General features: G+C 70.6%; 12 protein-coding genes and 2 pseudogenes. 10 read left to right on the top strand and 4 right to left on the bottom strand.

Features of this window, described 5'->3' with window-relative positions:
* Positions 1–113 precede the first annotated feature (113 nt).
* The 4 genes from ACFYWQ_RS21055 to ACFYWQ_RS21070 all read left to right on the top strand — a co-directional run bounded on the left by ACFYWQ_RS21055 (position 114) and on the right by ACFYWQ_RS21070 (position 4,955).
* Positions 114–1,421, top strand: coding sequence for an ABC transporter substrate-binding protein (locus ACFYWQ_RS21055; protein ID WP_389518821.1), 1,308 nt, complete (start codon positions 114–116; stop codon positions 1,419–1,421).
* A gap of 100 nt (positions 1,422–1,521) precedes the next feature.
* The gene (locus ACFYWQ_RS21060) at positions 1,522–2,520 is read left to right on the top strand and encodes a carbohydrate ABC transporter permease (protein WP_389518372.1); all 999 of its coding nucleotides are present in this window, start codon (positions 1,522–1,524) and stop codon (positions 2,518–2,520) included.
* Positions 2,521–2,540: 20 nt separating this feature from the next.
* Positions 2,541–3,476, top strand: coding sequence for a carbohydrate ABC transporter permease (locus tag ACFYWQ_RS21065; protein ID WP_389518373.1), 936 nt, complete (start codon positions 2,541–2,543; stop codon positions 3,474–3,476).
* A 33-nt stretch (positions 3,477–3,509) separates the two neighbouring features.
* Positions 3,510–4,955, top strand: a complete 1,446-nt coding sequence (locus tag ACFYWQ_RS21070) for a GH1 family beta-glucosidase (protein WP_389518374.1) — start codon at positions 3,510–3,512, stop codon at positions 4,953–4,955.
* Positions 4,956–5,465: 510 nt separating this feature from the next.
* Here the strand turns inward: ACFYWQ_RS21070 and ACFYWQ_RS21075 are convergent.
* Positions 5,466–6,203 carry a flavodoxin family protein gene (locus ACFYWQ_RS21075; RefSeq protein WP_389518375.1) on the bottom strand — a complete coding sequence of 246 codons (738 nt, stop codon included), beginning with the start codon at positions 6,201–6,203 and terminating at the stop codon, positions 5,466–5,468.
* 521 nt (positions 6,204–6,724) lie between these two features.
* Positions 6,725–6,946, bottom strand: a complete 222-nt coding sequence (locus ACFYWQ_RS21080) for a hypothetical protein (protein ID WP_389518376.1) — start codon at positions 6,944–6,946, stop codon at positions 6,725–6,727.
* A 479-nt stretch (positions 6,947–7,425) separates the two neighbouring features.
* Between ACFYWQ_RS21080 and ACFYWQ_RS21085 the strand changes: the two genes are divergently transcribed.
* Positions 7,426–7,896 carry a hypothetical protein gene (locus tag ACFYWQ_RS21085; protein ID WP_389518377.1) on the top strand — a complete coding sequence of 157 codons (471 nt, stop codon included), beginning with the start codon at positions 7,426–7,428 and terminating at the stop codon, positions 7,894–7,896.
* 41 nt (positions 7,897–7,937) lie between these two features.
* A complete protein-coding gene (locus tag ACFYWQ_RS21090; protein ID WP_389518378.1) occupies positions 7,938–8,798 on the top strand; it encodes an alpha/beta fold hydrolase in 861 nt (286 codons plus the stop codon).
* 163 nt (positions 8,799–8,961) lie between these two features.
* On the opposite strand, the gene ACFYWQ_RS21095 is transcribed toward ACFYWQ_RS21090, so the two are convergent.
* Complete coding sequence (locus tag ACFYWQ_RS21095) at positions 8,962–9,171, bottom strand: hypothetical protein (protein WP_389518379.1); 210 nt, start codon at positions 9,169–9,171, stop codon at positions 8,962–8,964.
* Positions 9,172–9,401: 230 nt separating this feature from the next.
* On the opposite strand from ACFYWQ_RS21095, the gene ACFYWQ_RS21100 reads away from it, so the two are divergent.
* From ACFYWQ_RS21100 to ACFYWQ_RS21115, 4 genes and pseudogenes are all read left to right on the top strand, one after another.
* The gene (locus ACFYWQ_RS21100; protein WP_389518380.1) at positions 9,402–10,358 is read left to right on the top strand and encodes an SDR family NAD(P)-dependent oxidoreductase; all 957 of its coding nucleotides are present in this window, start codon (positions 9,402–9,404) and stop codon (positions 10,356–10,358) included.
* A gap of 1,432 nt (positions 10,359–11,790) precedes the next feature.
* Entirely contained in the window at positions 11,791–12,162 is a 372-nt protein-coding gene (locus tag ACFYWQ_RS21105; protein ID WP_389518381.1) for a ricin-type beta-trefoil lectin domain protein, read from the top strand.
* Positions 12,163–12,795: 633 nt separating this feature from the next.
* Entirely contained in the window at positions 12,796–13,347 is a 552-nt protein-coding gene (locus ACFYWQ_RS21110) for a nuclear transport factor 2 family protein (RefSeq protein WP_389518382.1), read from the top strand.
* A gap of 601 nt (positions 13,348–13,948) precedes the next feature.
* Positions 13,949–14,375, top strand: a pseudogene (locus ACFYWQ_RS21115) (histidine kinase dimerization/phosphoacceptor domain-containing protein); the annotation flags it as partial.
* Positions 14,376–14,515: 140 nt separating this feature from the next.
* Here ACFYWQ_RS21115 and ACFYWQ_RS21120 read toward each other — a convergent pair.
* Positions 14,516–14,662, bottom strand: a pseudogene (locus ACFYWQ_RS21120) (LysR family transcriptional regulator); the annotation flags it as partial.
* Positions 14,663–14,715 lie beyond the last annotated feature (53 nt).

A 14,715-nucleotide genomic window follows, 5' to 3' on the forward strand; every position in this document is an offset into this window, starting at 1 on the left:
CCTCAGGTGGGCACGTTCCCATCGCCTGCCGTGTCCGCCACAGCCCCATAGCCACCGCATACGGCGCCACCCCGGTGCGCCGACGCCCATCGCTTGGAGGAAGACACATGAGCATGCTTCACAGGTCATTACGCGGAAGAGCGGCCGGGGTCGTCGCGGCCGCCGGTGCGCTCGCGCTCGTCGTCGGCTGCGGCGGCAGTGACGCATCGGTGACGGGCGGCGGCAAGAAGGACGGCAAGGTCACCATCACCGTGGGTCTGTACGGGGTGATGGGCTTCAAGGAGACGGGCCTCTTCGAGCAGTACGAGAAGGAGAACCCGAACGTCGACATCAAGGCCGAGGTGGCCGGCGACGAGCAGACGTACTACACCGCCCTGCAGACCAGGCTGGCCGCGGGCAAGGGCCTGAAGGACATCCAGGGCATCGAGATCGGCCGGGCCAAGGAGATCGTCGACACCCAGGCCGACAAGTTCGCGGACTTCTCCGGTGTGACGGGCACGGACCACTTCCTGCCGTGGAAGCTGTCCCAGATCACCACCGAGGACGGCAAGGTGCTGGGCCTGGGCACCGACATCGGCCCGATGGCCGTCTGCTACCGCAAGGACTACTTCGAGCAAGCCGGACTGCCCACCGACCGCGAGGAGGTCGCCAAGCTGTGGGAGGGCGACTGGAAGAAGTTCGTCGAGGTCGGCCGCACCTTCAAGAAGAACTTCAAGGGCGGTGACGTGGCGTACACGGACGCGGCCAGCGGCCTGTTCAACGCCATGGTCTACGGATACCCCGAGCAGTACTACAACGCCGAGGGCGACCTGATCTACGAGACGAACCCGGTCGTCAAGGAGGCCTGGAATCTCGCCGCCGACGCCGCCGAGGACGGTCTGACCGCCAAACTCCGGCAGTTCCAGCCCGGTTGGGATCCGGGCCTGGCCAACGGCACGTTCGCCACGGCCGTCTGCCCGGCCTGGATGCTCGGCCACATCAGCGAGAAGGCCGGCGAGGCGAACAAGGGCAAGTGGGACGTGGCCAAGGCTCCCAAGGGCGCCAACTGGGGCGGTTCCTTCCTCGGTGTGGTCGAGCAGAGCCCGGTGAAGGAGGAGGCCAAGAAGCTCGTCGCCTGGCTGACCGCGCCCGAGCAGCAGGCGCACATCTTCCAGGAGCAGGGCAGTGTTCCGTCCTCGCAGGAGGCCCTGGACTCCCCCGAGGTGCAGCAGGTGACCGCCGAGTACTTCGACAACGCCCCGATCGGGCAGATCTTCGGCGAGGCCGCCAAGGAGATCCCGGACAAGCAGGTCCTCGGCCGCAAGGACGGCACGATCAAGGACACCTTCTCCCAGGGCCTGGCCCTGATCGAGCAGGGGGACGCCTCGCGTGACGAGGCATGGCAGACCACCGCGGAGCGCATCGAGAAGGCGGTCGGCTGACCCGTCGCCCTTCCGGCCACCCGGGCCCGCCCGCACGTCACCGGCGGGCCCGGGCCCGACAACCGGCTCGCACCTGAAGCTCTCGAAGGAAGGAAGTCCGGTGGCCACCTCCACCACCAAGGCCCAGGTCGGCGGCGAGGGGCGTCGCGGACCGTCCCGCACGCCGGGCGGCGAAGGCACGGGCCGGCGGCGCGGCGCCCTGCTGCACCGGCTGGACGTCAAGGGCGCACCGTACGCTTTCGTCGCACCGTTCTTCGTCGTGTTCGCCGCGTTCAGCCTCTATCCCCTTCTCTACACCTCCTGGATCTCCCTGCACCGGGTGGAACTGGCCACCCTCGACGTCATGGAGTGGGTGGCGTTCGACAACTACGTCGAGCTCTGGGGCGACGACCGCTTCTGGAACGCACTGGGGAACACCATCACGATCGGTGTCATCTCCACGGTGCCGCAGCTGCTGATGGCGCTCGGCCTGGCCCACCTGCTCAACTACCGGATGCGCGGCTCGCTCTTCTTCCGCGTCGCCACGCTCGTCCCCTACGCCACCTCGGTCGGCGCCGCCGCCCTCGTGTTCACCATGATCTTCGAACGCGACTTCGGCATGATCAACTGGGCGCTCGGTCTGGCCGGCATCGACCCGGTGGACTGGGAGGCCGACAAGTGGCCCGCCCAGCTCGCGATCTCGACCATCGTCATCTGGCGCTGGACCGGATACAACGCGTTGCTCTACCTGGCCGCCATGCAGGCCGTCCCCGCCGACCGGTACGAGGCCGCCGCCATCGACGGAGCCTCCCGCTGGAAGCAGTTCACGCACGTCACCGTGCCGGGGATCCGCTCCACCATCGTCTTCACCATCGTGCTCTCCACCATCGGCGCGACGCAGCTGTTCGGTGAGCCGCTGATCTTCGGGCAGGGGCCCAACGGCGTGTCGGGCGGCGCCGACAACCAGTACCAGACGCTGGGCCTGCTGCTGTACGAGGAGGGCTGGAAGAACTACCAGATGGGCCGCTCGGCGACCGTCGCCTGGGTGATGTTCCTGCTGCTCGTCCTCGTCTTCGTGACGCAGTTGCTGATCAAGCGCCTGCGTCCCCGTACGTCCTGACCTGTCGACCAGGAGTCTCCATGACCACAGACAGCCTCCCGGTCCGGACGGACGCGTCGGACCGGGCCACCTCGAAGACCGCGTCGAAGACGGCCTTCGTCCGCGGCGGCATCCGGATGCCGGGCCGGCGCGCCGGCCGCCAGCATCACGCGGGCCCGCTCGCCTACGGCCTGCTCGCGATCACGGCGATCCTGTCGGTCTTCCCGCTGTACTGGACGATGGTGGCGGCCTCCACCGACAACACCCGGGTCAGCCAGACGCCGCCGCCGTTCCTGCCCGGCCCCAACCTCTTCAGCAACCTCGCCCGTGCCTGGGACGAGGCGGCGATGGGCAAGGCCATGATCAACTCTACGATCGTGGCCGGTGTCATCGCCCTGTCCACGGTGATGTTCGCGACGCTGGCCGGGTTCGCCTTCGCCAAGCTGCGGTTCAAGGGCCGCAACGTCCTGCTCATGCTGGTGATCGGCACCATGATGGTGCCGCCGCAGCTCGGCGTCGTACCGCTGTTCATGATGATGTCCGAGCTGGGCTGGTCGCAGGAGCTGCCCGCCGTCATCTTCCCCACCCTGGTGAGCGCGGTCGGTGTCTTCTTCATGCGGCAGTACCTGTCGGAGGCGCTGCCGGACGAACTGGTCGAGGCCGGCCGCGTGGACGGCGCGCACTCGCTGCGGATCTTCTGGAGCATCGTGCTGCCCGTGGCCCGCCCGGCGATGGCGGTCATCTTCATGATCACGTTCGTGCACGCCTGGAACGACTTCTTCTGGCCGTTCGTGGTGCTCGACATGACCAACCCGACGGTTCCCGTCGCCCTCACCCAGCTCAGCGCCGGCTACGTCCGGGACCAGTCCCTGATCATGGCGGGCGCGCTGCTCGGCACGCTGCCGCTGCTGGCGATGTTCGTCGTCTTCGGCCGGCAGATCGTCAGCGGCATCATGGCGGGCGCCGTCAAGGGCTGACCCGCCGCACCACCTCAACTCGGAAGGATCCACGTGGTCACCGCAGCACAGCAGCAGACCGCGTCCGCCCCGGACGCCTCCCGCACCTTCCCCGAAGGTTTCCTGTGGGGCTTCTCGACCGCCGCGTACCAGATCGAGGGAGCCGTCGCGGAGGACGGCCGCACACCGTCCATCTGGGACACCTACGCCCGCACTCCGGGCCGGGTCCGCAACGGCGACAGCGGTGACATCGCCACCGACCACTACCACCGCTGGCGCGAGGACGTCGCCCTCATGGCCGACCTCGGCGTCGGCGCCTACCGCTTCTCCCTCGCCTGGCCACGCATCCAGCCCACCGGCCGCGGCCCTGCCGCGCAGAAGGGGCTCGACTTCTACCGGCGCCTCGTCGACGAGCTGCTGGAGAAGAACATCCAGCCCGTCGCCACCCTCTACCACTGGGACCTGCCGCAGGAACTGGAGGACGCCGGGGGCTGGCCGGAGCGAGCCACCGCCGAGCGGTTCGCCGAGTACGCGGCCCTGGCCGCCGACGCGCTCGGCGACCGGGTGAAGACCTGGACCACCCTCAACGAGCCCTGGTGCAGCGCCTTCCTCGGCTACGGTTCCGGCGTGCACGCCCCCGGCCGCACCGACCCGGTCGCCGCCCTGCGCGCCGCCCACCACCTCAATCTGGCCCACGGTCTGGCCGTCCAGGCACTGCGCGACCGCATCCCCGCCGACGCCCGGTGCCTGGTCAGCCTCAACTTCCACCAGGTGCGCCCGCTCACCGGCAGCGACGCCGACGCCGATGCGGCGCGCCGCATCGACGCGCTGGCCAACCGGGTCTTCACCGGGCCGATGCTGCGCGGCGCCTACCCGGAGGACCTGCTCAAGGACACCGCCGCACTGACCGACTGGTCGTACGTGCGGGACGGCGACCTGGCGCTGATCCACCAGCCGCTGGACCTCCTCGGCGTCAACTACTACACGCCCACCCTCGTCTCCCGGGCCGACGGCAGCGGCAGCCACTCCTCGGACGGGCACGGCAACAGTACCCACAGCCCGTGGCCGGCCGCCGACGAGGTCGCCTTCCACCAGCCTCCGGGCGACACCACCCCGATGAAGGGCTGGGCCGTCGACCCGACCGGCCTGTACGACCTGCTGCGGCGGCTGGCCTCCGACTTCCCCGGGCTGCCGCTGGCCATCACCGAGAACGGCACCGCCTGCGACGACTACGCCGACCCTTCCGGCCAGGTCAACGACCCCGCCCGTATCGCCTACCTGCGCGGCCACCTGGCCGCCGTCCACCGGGCCGTCGCGGACGGAGCGGACGTCCGCGGGTACTTCCTGTGGTCGCTGCTGGACAACTTCGAGTGGGGGCACGGCTACGGCAAGCGCTTCGGCGCCGTCTACGTGGACTACCCGACCGGCACGCGGATTCCGAAGGCCAGCGCCCGCTGGTACTCCGAGGTGGCACGCACCGGCACCCTGCCCGACGACTGACCGGACCCGGTACGGCGTCCCGTTCCCGCTCCGCACGGTGCCGCACCACGAGCCCGCCTCCGCGCCCCGGTTCCCCGGGGCGCGGGGCGCGTGTCGGCCTGGCTGCGCAGGAAGTCGGCCCAGGTGGTGCTTGGCCGGTCGGGTACGGGTGGGATGCCGTGCTCGCATTCGGCAGGTGTGCGCTCTCTGTTCGCGCGCTCACTTCGGGTAACCGCTTACCGCCGGTCGCCACGGACCTTGCCTCAGGAGGCTGAACGCCAAGTCCAGCAGCGGAGTCAGAGCGCCACACGTGCGGGCAGGGCATTTCCCCCGTGGTCCACCGTCCCCCGGCGACCATGCCCTGAGCACCTGTGCCCGCGACGCGGCAAGGAGCACCCAGCCGCTGGAACAGCCCTGGTAGCGAGGCAGGTTCGCCAACAACCTCGTCCAGCGGGTGCGGGAGCGGAGGTGGAGCCGGCAGGGTTCGAACCACGGCGGCCAGCAGGAGGAGACCCCGGCTTGCGGTGCTGCTCAGCGGTGCTCGGGGTTGTCCGCCCCCGACCGACAGCCGGCAACCCACTCCGAGCGCTGATTGCCGTGGGCCGGGATGCCACCGGCCCGCTTGAGCAGGGCCGCGAGGTGCATCAGGTTCCAGGTCATGAAGCTGGTGTTGCGGTTGGTGAAGTCGTTGTCCGGGCCGCCCGAACCGGGGTCCAGGTACGACGGGCCGGGCCCCGCCGCGCCGATCCAGCCCGCGTCCGCCTGCGGCGGGACGGTGTAGCCGAGGTGCTGCAGGCTGTAGAGGACGTTCATGGCGCAGTGCTTCACGCCGTCCTCGTTGCCGGTGATCAGACAGCCGCCGACGCGTCCGTAATAGGCGTACTGTCCCTGGGAGTTGAGCAGGCTCGAACAGCTGTACAGGCGCTCGATGACCTGCTTGGTGACGGAGCTGTTGTCGCCCAGCCAGATGGGCCCCGCCAGCACCAGGATGTCCGCGGCCATCACCCGCTCGTACAGCGCCGGCCAGGCGTCGGTGCCGAAGCCGTGCTCGGTCATGTCCGGGTAGACGCCCGGGGCGATGTCCTCGTCGACCGCACGGATGAGCTCCGTGGTCACCCCGCGCCCGTCCATGATCGCCCGGCTCTTGTCGATGAGTCCCTGGGTGTGGCTGAGTCGGGGTGACGGCTTGAGCGTGCAGTTGATGAAGAGTGCGCGCAGGTCGTCGAAGCGGTGACCGTCCTCGGTGGACGGGGCGTGCGGTGCTGCCATGGCGGGTCCCCGGGGTGTAGGGCGGACAGGGGAAGGGGCGGGGAGCCGGTACTCCGCGCCGCCCGGCGGCAGAATCTCGCGGAAAGCGCCCTTTGTCCCGCCGCGACACACCGGCAGGCCCGCACCGCACCGAGATCTTCGTGTCCCACCGTGAGGCCCGGCCGGCCGTTCATGGCGGGCGGCTGCCGGTCGAACCTGTCCGTGCAGGCCGCCCCGACGGGCGTCCCGGGCGGTGGAACGGACGTCTCGGGAGCGACGGCGCACAAGGGAGTCCGCCGTCGGCGGGCCGAGGGCGAGGCGAGCCTCGCCGACCGCTCCAGCCGGCCCCGCGCGACACCGCGTCGAACTCCGGAGGCCGTGGTGGCCCGGGTCTGCCGGCTCCGGCAGACCTGCGGACCCGGCCCCGCACGGCTCGGCCCGATCCTGCCTTCCTGCCTCGGCCTCCCTTCGGATCCTGACGCGCCAGGGTCCGAACCGGCCGGTCCGGCCCGGACTGCACAGGTGGCGGAAGCCTGGTTCTGTCAGAGCCCGTGAGCGGGGTTTCCGGCCCGGACGGTCAGCGCCGCACGGCACTCGTCACGGCGTACGGCCGGGTCGGTGACGCGCGTGGCCCACGCGATGTGGCCGTCGGGGCGGACGAGGACCGCGGTCACTCCGTGGAGGTCCGCATGGTCATCGCGCCGGGTGACGGTCACGGTGGTGACGCAGGACCCGTGACGCAGGACCGTGACGCAGGACCCCATCCCGCACCGATGGTCGCGCCGGTGTGCGGGTCACCTGCCAGCTCTAGTCGGGCGAAACGGGAGAGCCAGCAGGGTTCGGCGATCCCGCAGTCGGAGCCGCAGAGGCGGACCGGGGTCTCGCGGAACTCGTTCGGGGGCACGGTCTCACCGGCGGGAACCCGCATCCGTTCGAGGTCCAGGCAGACCAGCCGGGTCACGCCGTTCTCCGAGGGAGCCACCAGCACACCCCGGCGTCCAGGACCGCAGGGTCGGCGTCGATGGTCGCGAAGTCGCTCTGCCGGGACCGCTCCGCAGGAACGGGGGCGAAATGCCCGGTCCACGGGTGCGGGGTCCCAACAGGCCCCGAGTCCCCGTCATATCCATGAGCATACCCATGGACATGCCCACGAGTCGGCCCTTGCCGAATCTCGTATGCCACAAGGCGGATGGGGCAGAATCACGCAGAACGCACACCACGCAGCAGCGCTTCGGGGGTACTCATGACATCAGCAGGCCTGCCGTCTCAGGCAAGCGGCGCCCCAGGTCACGCCCAGCCGCGCGGGACGTCACAGGAAATCGCACTGCTCCTCGAGGAATACCGCACACTGCGGGAGGAGATCATCCACCGTGTCGCCGGACGCATGCAGATGATCGGCTTCGCGGGCATCATCTCCGCTTTACTGGTCGTCTCCGACAAGTTGAACTTCGGCGCACCCGCCTTCTACGTGGCCGTCCTCGTTCTTGTCGTGGCTCTCTTGTGGCTTCGCGGCATCAACCGGGCCATCCAGCGCATCGGCCGGCATTTGCGCAAGATCGAAGAACGCGTCAACGCACTCGCGGCACAGGGGTACGGCAGCACCGACGCGGTTCTGACGTGGGAGACCCTGGCGCAGGAAGGCCGTATGCGTGTTCGCGGCGTACCCGGTCTCGTGGGCCGCTTCGGCGGTTGGCACCTGCGCGTCGGGGGTTGAGGTCCGACGGCGGAGAGCGCTCGCCCTACACTCCCCGTCCCATGAGCCAACTTCTGACGGCAGCGCTTCCCGAAGCCGTCGACCGCACAGACCTTCACACCAGCCGGGGGCGCTTCGCCTGCTTGGAAGCCGGCCCTCGACACGGCACCTGCAAAGGGTCGGCGCTCCTGCTGCCGGGACTGACGGGCAGCAAGGAGGACTTCGCTCCCCTGCTGCCCCTGCTTGCCGCAGCCGGATACCGCGCCGTGGCCGTCGACGGACGGGGCCAGTACGAGACGGAGGGCCCCAGCTCCCCATCGGCTTATGCTCCGGCCGAGCTGGCGGCTGATGTCATCGCCCAGACCCGGGCACTGGGGGACGGTGCCGTGCACCTCGTGGGCCACTCGTTCGGAGGATTCGTAGCTCGGGAAGCGGTGCTCCTCGGGGCCGACGTCGAACCGGCCATGCCCTGGGCCACTCTGACTCTGCTCAACTCCGGTCCGTCTACGCCGTCCACCCATCAGCGTCAGCGGATTCAGCTCCTCATCGACGCCCTGGCATCGATGCCGAAGGACGACATCTGGACCTTCGTGCGTCCCGCCCAGGCAGGTCAGGACGCTGAGGAGCTGATGCACGACCGTTGGACACGCACCGCTGCGCAGAGCCTCACCTGTGCTGCTCGATGGATGCTCGATCCCGTCTCGTCCCTCTCCGATCTGGCGAGATGTGACATCCCCAAGCTCGTTCTGGCCGGCGAACCGGACGAGTCCTGGTCCGTCCGGGAGCTGGACAGCATGGCGGCACAGCTGAAGGCCGAACGTCTCACCGTCCCCGCCGGCGGGCACTCACCCAGCATCCACTGCCCCGAGGCGACCGCTGAATCCCTCGTCGAGTTCTGGAACGGGAAGGGCCGACGCCCCTGACACGGTGACCGGCGGCGGCGTTCGAGCCTGTGCGAGATCACAGCCTGTGGCGGTCCGCACTTCCCGAGACATGAGAACGGACCCCGGCCCGGGTGCCCCTGCCGAATGGCCACTCCCCGCGCGGGGGCCCGTCCGGTGAGGTCCCCGGGGGTGCGGGGCGTTGTCATGGGGATCTCCGATCGGTGCGGTGGGTCCAGCGCCGGCGGGCGGGGCGTACGACGATCTCGTTGACGTCGATGTCGGGCGGCTGCGCAAGGGCGCAGGAGACGGCGGCGGCGATGGCGTCGGGCCCGATCGCGTGGGCACGGTGGAGGCGCATGGCGTCGGCGGCTCCGGCCTCGGTGATGGTGCCGGCGAGCTCGGAGTCGACCACCTCGCGAGGAGGTCGCCCTGCTCGCCGGGCTCGGCGTGCTCCGGTTGGTCCACGTGACGTTCACCGGCACGGTGCGGCGACGGGCCGGCCCCGTGTCGGTGGGACATCGGCCGTCCGGCGGAACTGTCGGTGATCCCTCGGCGATGTGTCGGTGGCCGCTGGAACCGTGGGCGTCGAGTTGCCCGGCCGCCGGCCGCAGCCGTCCTCAGCAGCAAGGGAGTCCCGTCGCCATGTCGTCCGTATCCTCCACCCCGCCCTGGAACGTCCAACGGCTGCCGCGTGCCGATGGCAGTGTCTTCCTGGTCACCGGCGGCAACGCCGGCATCGGGTACTTCGTCGCGGAGCAGTTGTCGGCGACCGGAGCGACCGTCGTGCTCGGCAGCCGGAACCCCACGAAGGCCGAGGTCGCCTCGGCTTCGATACGTGCGCGTGTTGCCGGTGCGCGGGTGCGGACGGTACGGCTGGACCTCGCCGACCTCCCGTCGCTGCGGACGGTGGCGGACTCACTGGAGGTGGACCGCCTGGACGCGGTGGTCCACAACGCCGGCGTCGCGCTTGACGACCCTCCGCGCGAGGAGACGGGGGACGGCCACGAGCTCATGTTCGGCACGAACCACCTTGGGCACTTCGCGTTGACCCACTGGCTGATGCCGCTGCTGTCGGCCGCACCGGCGGCCCGCGTCGTGACCGTGGGCAGTTTCGCGGCGAAGTCGGAGCGGCTCGACCTGGACGATCTGCAGTCCTGGAAGGACTACCGGCCCAAACGCACCTACGGGCGTTCCAAGTTGGCCCAGATGTACTTCGGTGTCGAACTCGACCGCCGTCTGCGCGCTGCCGGCAGCACGGTGGCGAGCGTGGTGGTCCATCCCGGCGGCGCGCTGGACTCCCTCACCCCGTCACGGCCGCCGATCCATGTGCAGACGACCGGCGCGCGGCTGAGCGCGGCACCTGCGGCCCTCCTCGTCCAGGGCAAGCATGCCGGCGCGTGGCCCGCGGTCCGGGCGGTGCTCGACCCGGCCGTGCGGGGAGGCCAACTGTGGGGCCCGCGCGTCTTCGGCCTGCGCGGCGAGCCCCGACGTGAACCGGTGTGGAACCACCTCGCCGACACCTCCGTCGCGACGCGGTTGTGGGAGGCGAGCTGTGACCTGACCGGCATCGGCCCCGGTGCCGTCCTCGGCTCACACTGACACCCGTCCGGCACTCTCCGAGGTCAGCTCTGCCGGAACGGCCCCGGCGGCAACGACGGCAACGACGGCAACGACGGCAACGACGGCAACGACGGCACCTTCCTGATCATGCGCTCTTGGACTCCCCGGAACAGGACGGATGTGCTCCACATCACACGCTCGTAGTCACGGTCACGGTCGGCTCGTTCGGCGCTCGACGGCCGCACCGGCCGACATCAAGGACGCGATGGACGGCCTCGCCGCGACCGTGAACGGCTGCTGGGCCTGAAGGCGAGCACTGAGCACTGAGCGCTGAGCGGCGAAGCACCGAGCAGCGAAGCGTCGAGTACCGGCGCCGCCCGTCCCCGAGGCCGGGCGGCGTTCGCCTGTGCCCGGTGGCCGGACACGTTCTCCTCATCCCACGGCCCGTCCGGCATCTCCGGCCGCGCCGCCCGATGCGCCGGTTTGAGTCGTCACTCGCGGGCCGGTATGAGTCACATGTCACACGCCGTAGGAGTGAACCGGAACAGCGGCAGAACCGCTGCACGTGTGGGAAGGCCGGACCGCCCCCGAGGCCGGTCGGAGACCGAACGCAAGACGGCCGCGCCCGTGTCCCATGCCCCGCGCTCCGCTCGAAAGGATCACATGAAGCCTCCACACACGCCCCGGTCGGCGCGAGATCTCCCCAAGAGAGTCCCGGGCAGCACCAGACGCGTCGGCTCCGATGCCGTACCCGCCCCGGACGGCCCCGCGGCCGACGACTCCTCGCCGGCCTCGCCGGCCTCACCTACCGCGCCGGCCGCGTCGGCCGCGTCGGCGAGCGGTGGCCGGGCGCCCGACACGGCCGGGGAAGGCACCTCTGTGCCCCGGCTCACCCAGTTCTCCTCGCTCGGGTCGCGGAGGAATGCCGGCCGCTTCCCCACGGCGTCGTCCTCGACGGCCGACGCCCCGGCGGACGGATCCGCCGCGGACCGGCCCGGCGGCTTCGCACGTCGCGGTGAGGCGGACGGGCGCACCGCCGCGGACATCGTCGTACCGCTCAAGCCGGCGGCCCCGTACACCGGTGGCAAGGCGCGGCGCGAGGGGTTCCGGGGTGCCCTGGCCGTCGTGGGCATCGTGGGGCTGCTGTCGGCGGGCGGTGTCCTGCTGGCCCTGGGGCTGGCCGACCGTGATCAGAGCCCGGAGCGTGACAGGACGTCGGTGGGCGCAGGCTCGAACGGGCACGGCACGGACGTCGTCGACGGGCTCGGCGGCTTGCCGGCGCCTTCCGTGAGCGCGTCCGGCACCGGGGTCGGCAAGGAGCCCGACGGCTCCGCCGAGCCCACGTCCGCCTCGCCGGGGAGCAGTGCGTCGAGCGAGGACTCCGCGTCTCCGGGCGAACACGCCACCGACTCGGCGCGGGACGAGCCCCGGACGAGGACGACCTCTCCGGCCGCCGCGCCGGGGGGGGAACGTGGTCAGCCACGCGTCGCGGCGCTGCATCGACGTCGTGGGCGGCAAGGCCGCGCAGGGCGCGCGGCTGATGATCTGGGACTGCTCGCAATCCGCCTCGCAGCGCTGGACGTTCGCCTCGGACGGAACCATGCGCACGCTCGGCATGTGCGTGCAGCTCGCCGGCGCCTCGACCGCGGACGGGACGGACCTCGAACTGGCGGCCTGCGACGGGAGTCCGGCGCAGCGGTTCACCTTGAACATCCGCAACGACCTGGTCAGCGCTCTCGCGGACAAGTGCACGGACGTACGGGACAACGGTACGGCCAACGGCACCCGGCTCCAGCTGTGGTCCTGCTCCGGCGGCAGCAACCAGAAGTGGTCCAACGCCTGAGACCCGGCGGCACCCCGGTACGCGAGGCGCCGGACGGCCCGGTCGGGAGCAGCCGTCGCCACAAACCCGCGCCGTTCCATGGCACCGCTGCGCGCCACGGGTGCCGCCGGGGCGCCGTCACCTCGCCCTCGACGCCGTCTGCCAGGGCGAGTACGGCGGCCTGCCGCGCGGTCTGGAGGACCCCGCCCGCTACGTCCTGCACCGTCGGCCGGACTCGGCGCACAGATGACGGAGGCCGATCCGGCCCGAGCACACCCGTCTGCGCCGGTCGGCCTCGGCCGCCTTCACCCTCCGTCGTACGGCCGAACTGGCGCCGCGCGTCGACCAGATCACGCACGGCCTGATCGACGCAATGCCGCCGTCGGGCGAGCTCGACCTCGTCGAGGCGTTCAACGCCCCGCTGCCCGCGACGGTCATCGCCGAACTCCTCGGCGTCCCCGAGGAGCCTTCCAGGTGGCCTCACCCGAGCACCGCCCGGCGCTCGCCGCTCCGCACGCTCTGCTGGCCGGCCTGTTCGCGGAGAAGCTCACCCGTATGCCGGCTCTGCGGCGGGCGTGTTGGCCGGCGCCGCTCTCCGGAGGGCGGCGACCGGAACCCCCTGCCGGTGGCCACTCGATATGTACTCTCGGAATCATGAGCACGACTGCGGACACAGCTGCCATAACCAACCTGATCGCCGAGTACGCGGAACTGGTCGACACCGGAGACTTCGCCGGTGCGGGTGAACTGTTCGCCGACGCCGTGTTCATCGGCAGCGGCGCACCGGTCCCGGGGCGGGACGCGGGAGTGGAGAAGATGCTCCGGGACAGCGTGATCCTCTACGAGGACGGCACTCCGCGCACCCATCACGTCACGACCAACATCGCCGTCGATGTCGACGAGGACGCGGGAGTCGCCGCCGCCCGGTCCTACGTCACGGTGTTCCAGGCCCTGCCCGGCTTCCCGTTGCAGCCGGTGGCCGCGGGGCGTTACAACGACCGCTTCGAGCGCCGGGACGGACGCTGGCGGTTCGCGGAGCGACGGGTCCGTATCCATCTGGTGGGCGACGTCAGCCGCCATCTGCGCGTCCAGGACCGTCCGGCACCCGCTCCGGACCGTTCCGCACCCGCTCCCGCTCCGGTTCCGGCTCCGGCCCCGGCTCCGAACCGTTCCGGACGGGCGGACGGCCGTCAGCCGACGCGGTAGCGCACCGGAAGGGACGGCACGCCGCGGAGTATGGTCGACTCCAAAGTTCACCTGCTGAAGCAAGGCACCGCCGCGCCGCCACCGCCCCCGGCACTGTGGGAACCCAGGAGGGCTCTGCGCTGGATCACGACCCGCCGTGAGCGCCTTCGCCTGCCTGTCGAGCACTTGGAGCTCGGTCAGGTCGAAGGTCAGGCAACCGTGGTCAGGCTCCTCCAACGCGCAGGCTCCGGCCGGACCGAACTCGACCTCCTCCGCGGTTCTCCGGTCGGATGGATGCGGCACCGCCGGGAGTGCGGGCTCGGCCACGGCCGCCCACCTGAGCCGCGTCGGACTACTCGTCCGGTTGCAGCGGTCCCCCTCCGTACGTCGAAAGTTTCGGCCGCGGCCCACCGCCAGGTTGACGTGTGCGGTCGCCGAGCGCACTGAGTTCCTGGTCACGCCAGGTCGGACAGCCGTCGCCGGCGAGGCACCACGGATGTCGGACGTGGCACGCACCGAGCACGTCACGCGCTACGGAACAGGAACTCCAAGGACAACCGTCTGTCGGTGAACACCATGCCGGCTGCGGTTGCATTCGACAGGAAGCAGGAATGAGGAATGAGTGGTGTGCAGCTTCGGCTCCATGCTCGCCGTCTACATCGTCGCCTCCCTGCGTACCGTGCGGATCTCCGTGCCGTGCGCGGTCCTGATGAGCGGGGTATGGATCTACGCGGGCGCGGTGAACCACACCGACTCCTGGCCGTCCGTCCTGGGGCAGGCCGTGGTCTATCCGGCGGTGCTGTGGCGGTTCGGCGTCGTCGCCCGCCGCTCGGTCGAACTGACCCGGCAACTGCGCCGCGAACAGGCCGAGCGGGCCCGGCGCGAGGTGGCCCAGGAACGCGGCCGGATCGCCCGCGAACTGCACGAGTGGTCGCCCACCACATTCCGTGATCTCCATGCAGACCGGTCTCGCCCGGTTCCTCTTCGACACCGACCGGCGTGCCGTGCGTACCGCGCTCGACACCATGGACGCCACCGGCAAGGAAGCTTCGGTCTCGGCTTGTTCACGCACGGCCGTCTCGGCCTGGCGGGCGGCCTGCAACAGGGCTTGGGCGAGGGGGAGGAACCTCTGGCCGGCCGGAGTGAGCCGGGCGCCCTGGGGTACGCGGTCCAGCAGTCGTGCGCCGAGATACTTCTCGAGCCGTTGGATCTGGCGGCTCAGCGCCGGCTGGGCCACGTGCAACTCGGCGGCGGCCCGGCCGAAGTGCTGGTGCGCCGCCACCACGGTGAAGTAGCGCACCAGCCGCAGTTCCAGGTCCTGTCCGAGATCGTTCACCCTTCCAGCCTAAGCGTCATGCCGTTTCGGAATGATCCGGTTGCCGAACCGGC

The sequence above is a fragment of the Streptomyces sp. NPDC003247 genome (genome assembly GCF_042888135.1).
Taxonomy (GTDB): Bacteria; Actinomycetota; Actinomycetes; order Streptomycetales; family Streptomycetaceae; genus Streptomyces.

Bases quoted from the DNA above. Each gene is read 5' to 3' on its own strand.
- ACFYWQ_RS21055 (WP_389518821.1), top strand. From the start codon at position 114: ATGCTTCACAGGTCATTACGCGGAAGAGCGGCCGGGGTCGTCGCGGCC.
- ACFYWQ_RS21080 (WP_389518376.1), bottom strand. From the start codon at position 6,946: ATGGGGTCCTGCGTCACGGTCCTGCGTCACGGGTCCTGCGTCACCACC.
- ACFYWQ_RS21100 (WP_389518380.1), top strand. From the start codon at position 9,402: ATGTCGTCCGTATCCTCCACCCCGCCCTGGAACGTCCAACGGCTGCCG.
- ACFYWQ_RS21075 (WP_389518375.1), bottom strand. From the start codon at position 6,203: ATGGCAGCACCGCACGCCCCGTCCACCGAGGACGGTCACCGCTTCGAC.
- ACFYWQ_RS21090 (WP_389518378.1), top strand. From the start codon at position 7,938: ATGAGCCAACTTCTGACGGCAGCGCTTCCCGAAGCCGTCGACCGCACA.
- ACFYWQ_RS21085 (WP_389518377.1), top strand. From the start codon at position 7,426: ATGACATCAGCAGGCCTGCCGTCTCAGGCAAGCGGCGCCCCAGGTCAC.
- ACFYWQ_RS21065 (WP_389518373.1), top strand. From the start codon at position 2,541: ATGACCACAGACAGCCTCCCGGTCCGGACGGACGCGTCGGACCGGGCC.
- ACFYWQ_RS21110 (WP_389518382.1), top strand. From the start codon at position 12,796: ATGAGCACGACTGCGGACACAGCTGCCATAACCAACCTGATCGCCGAG.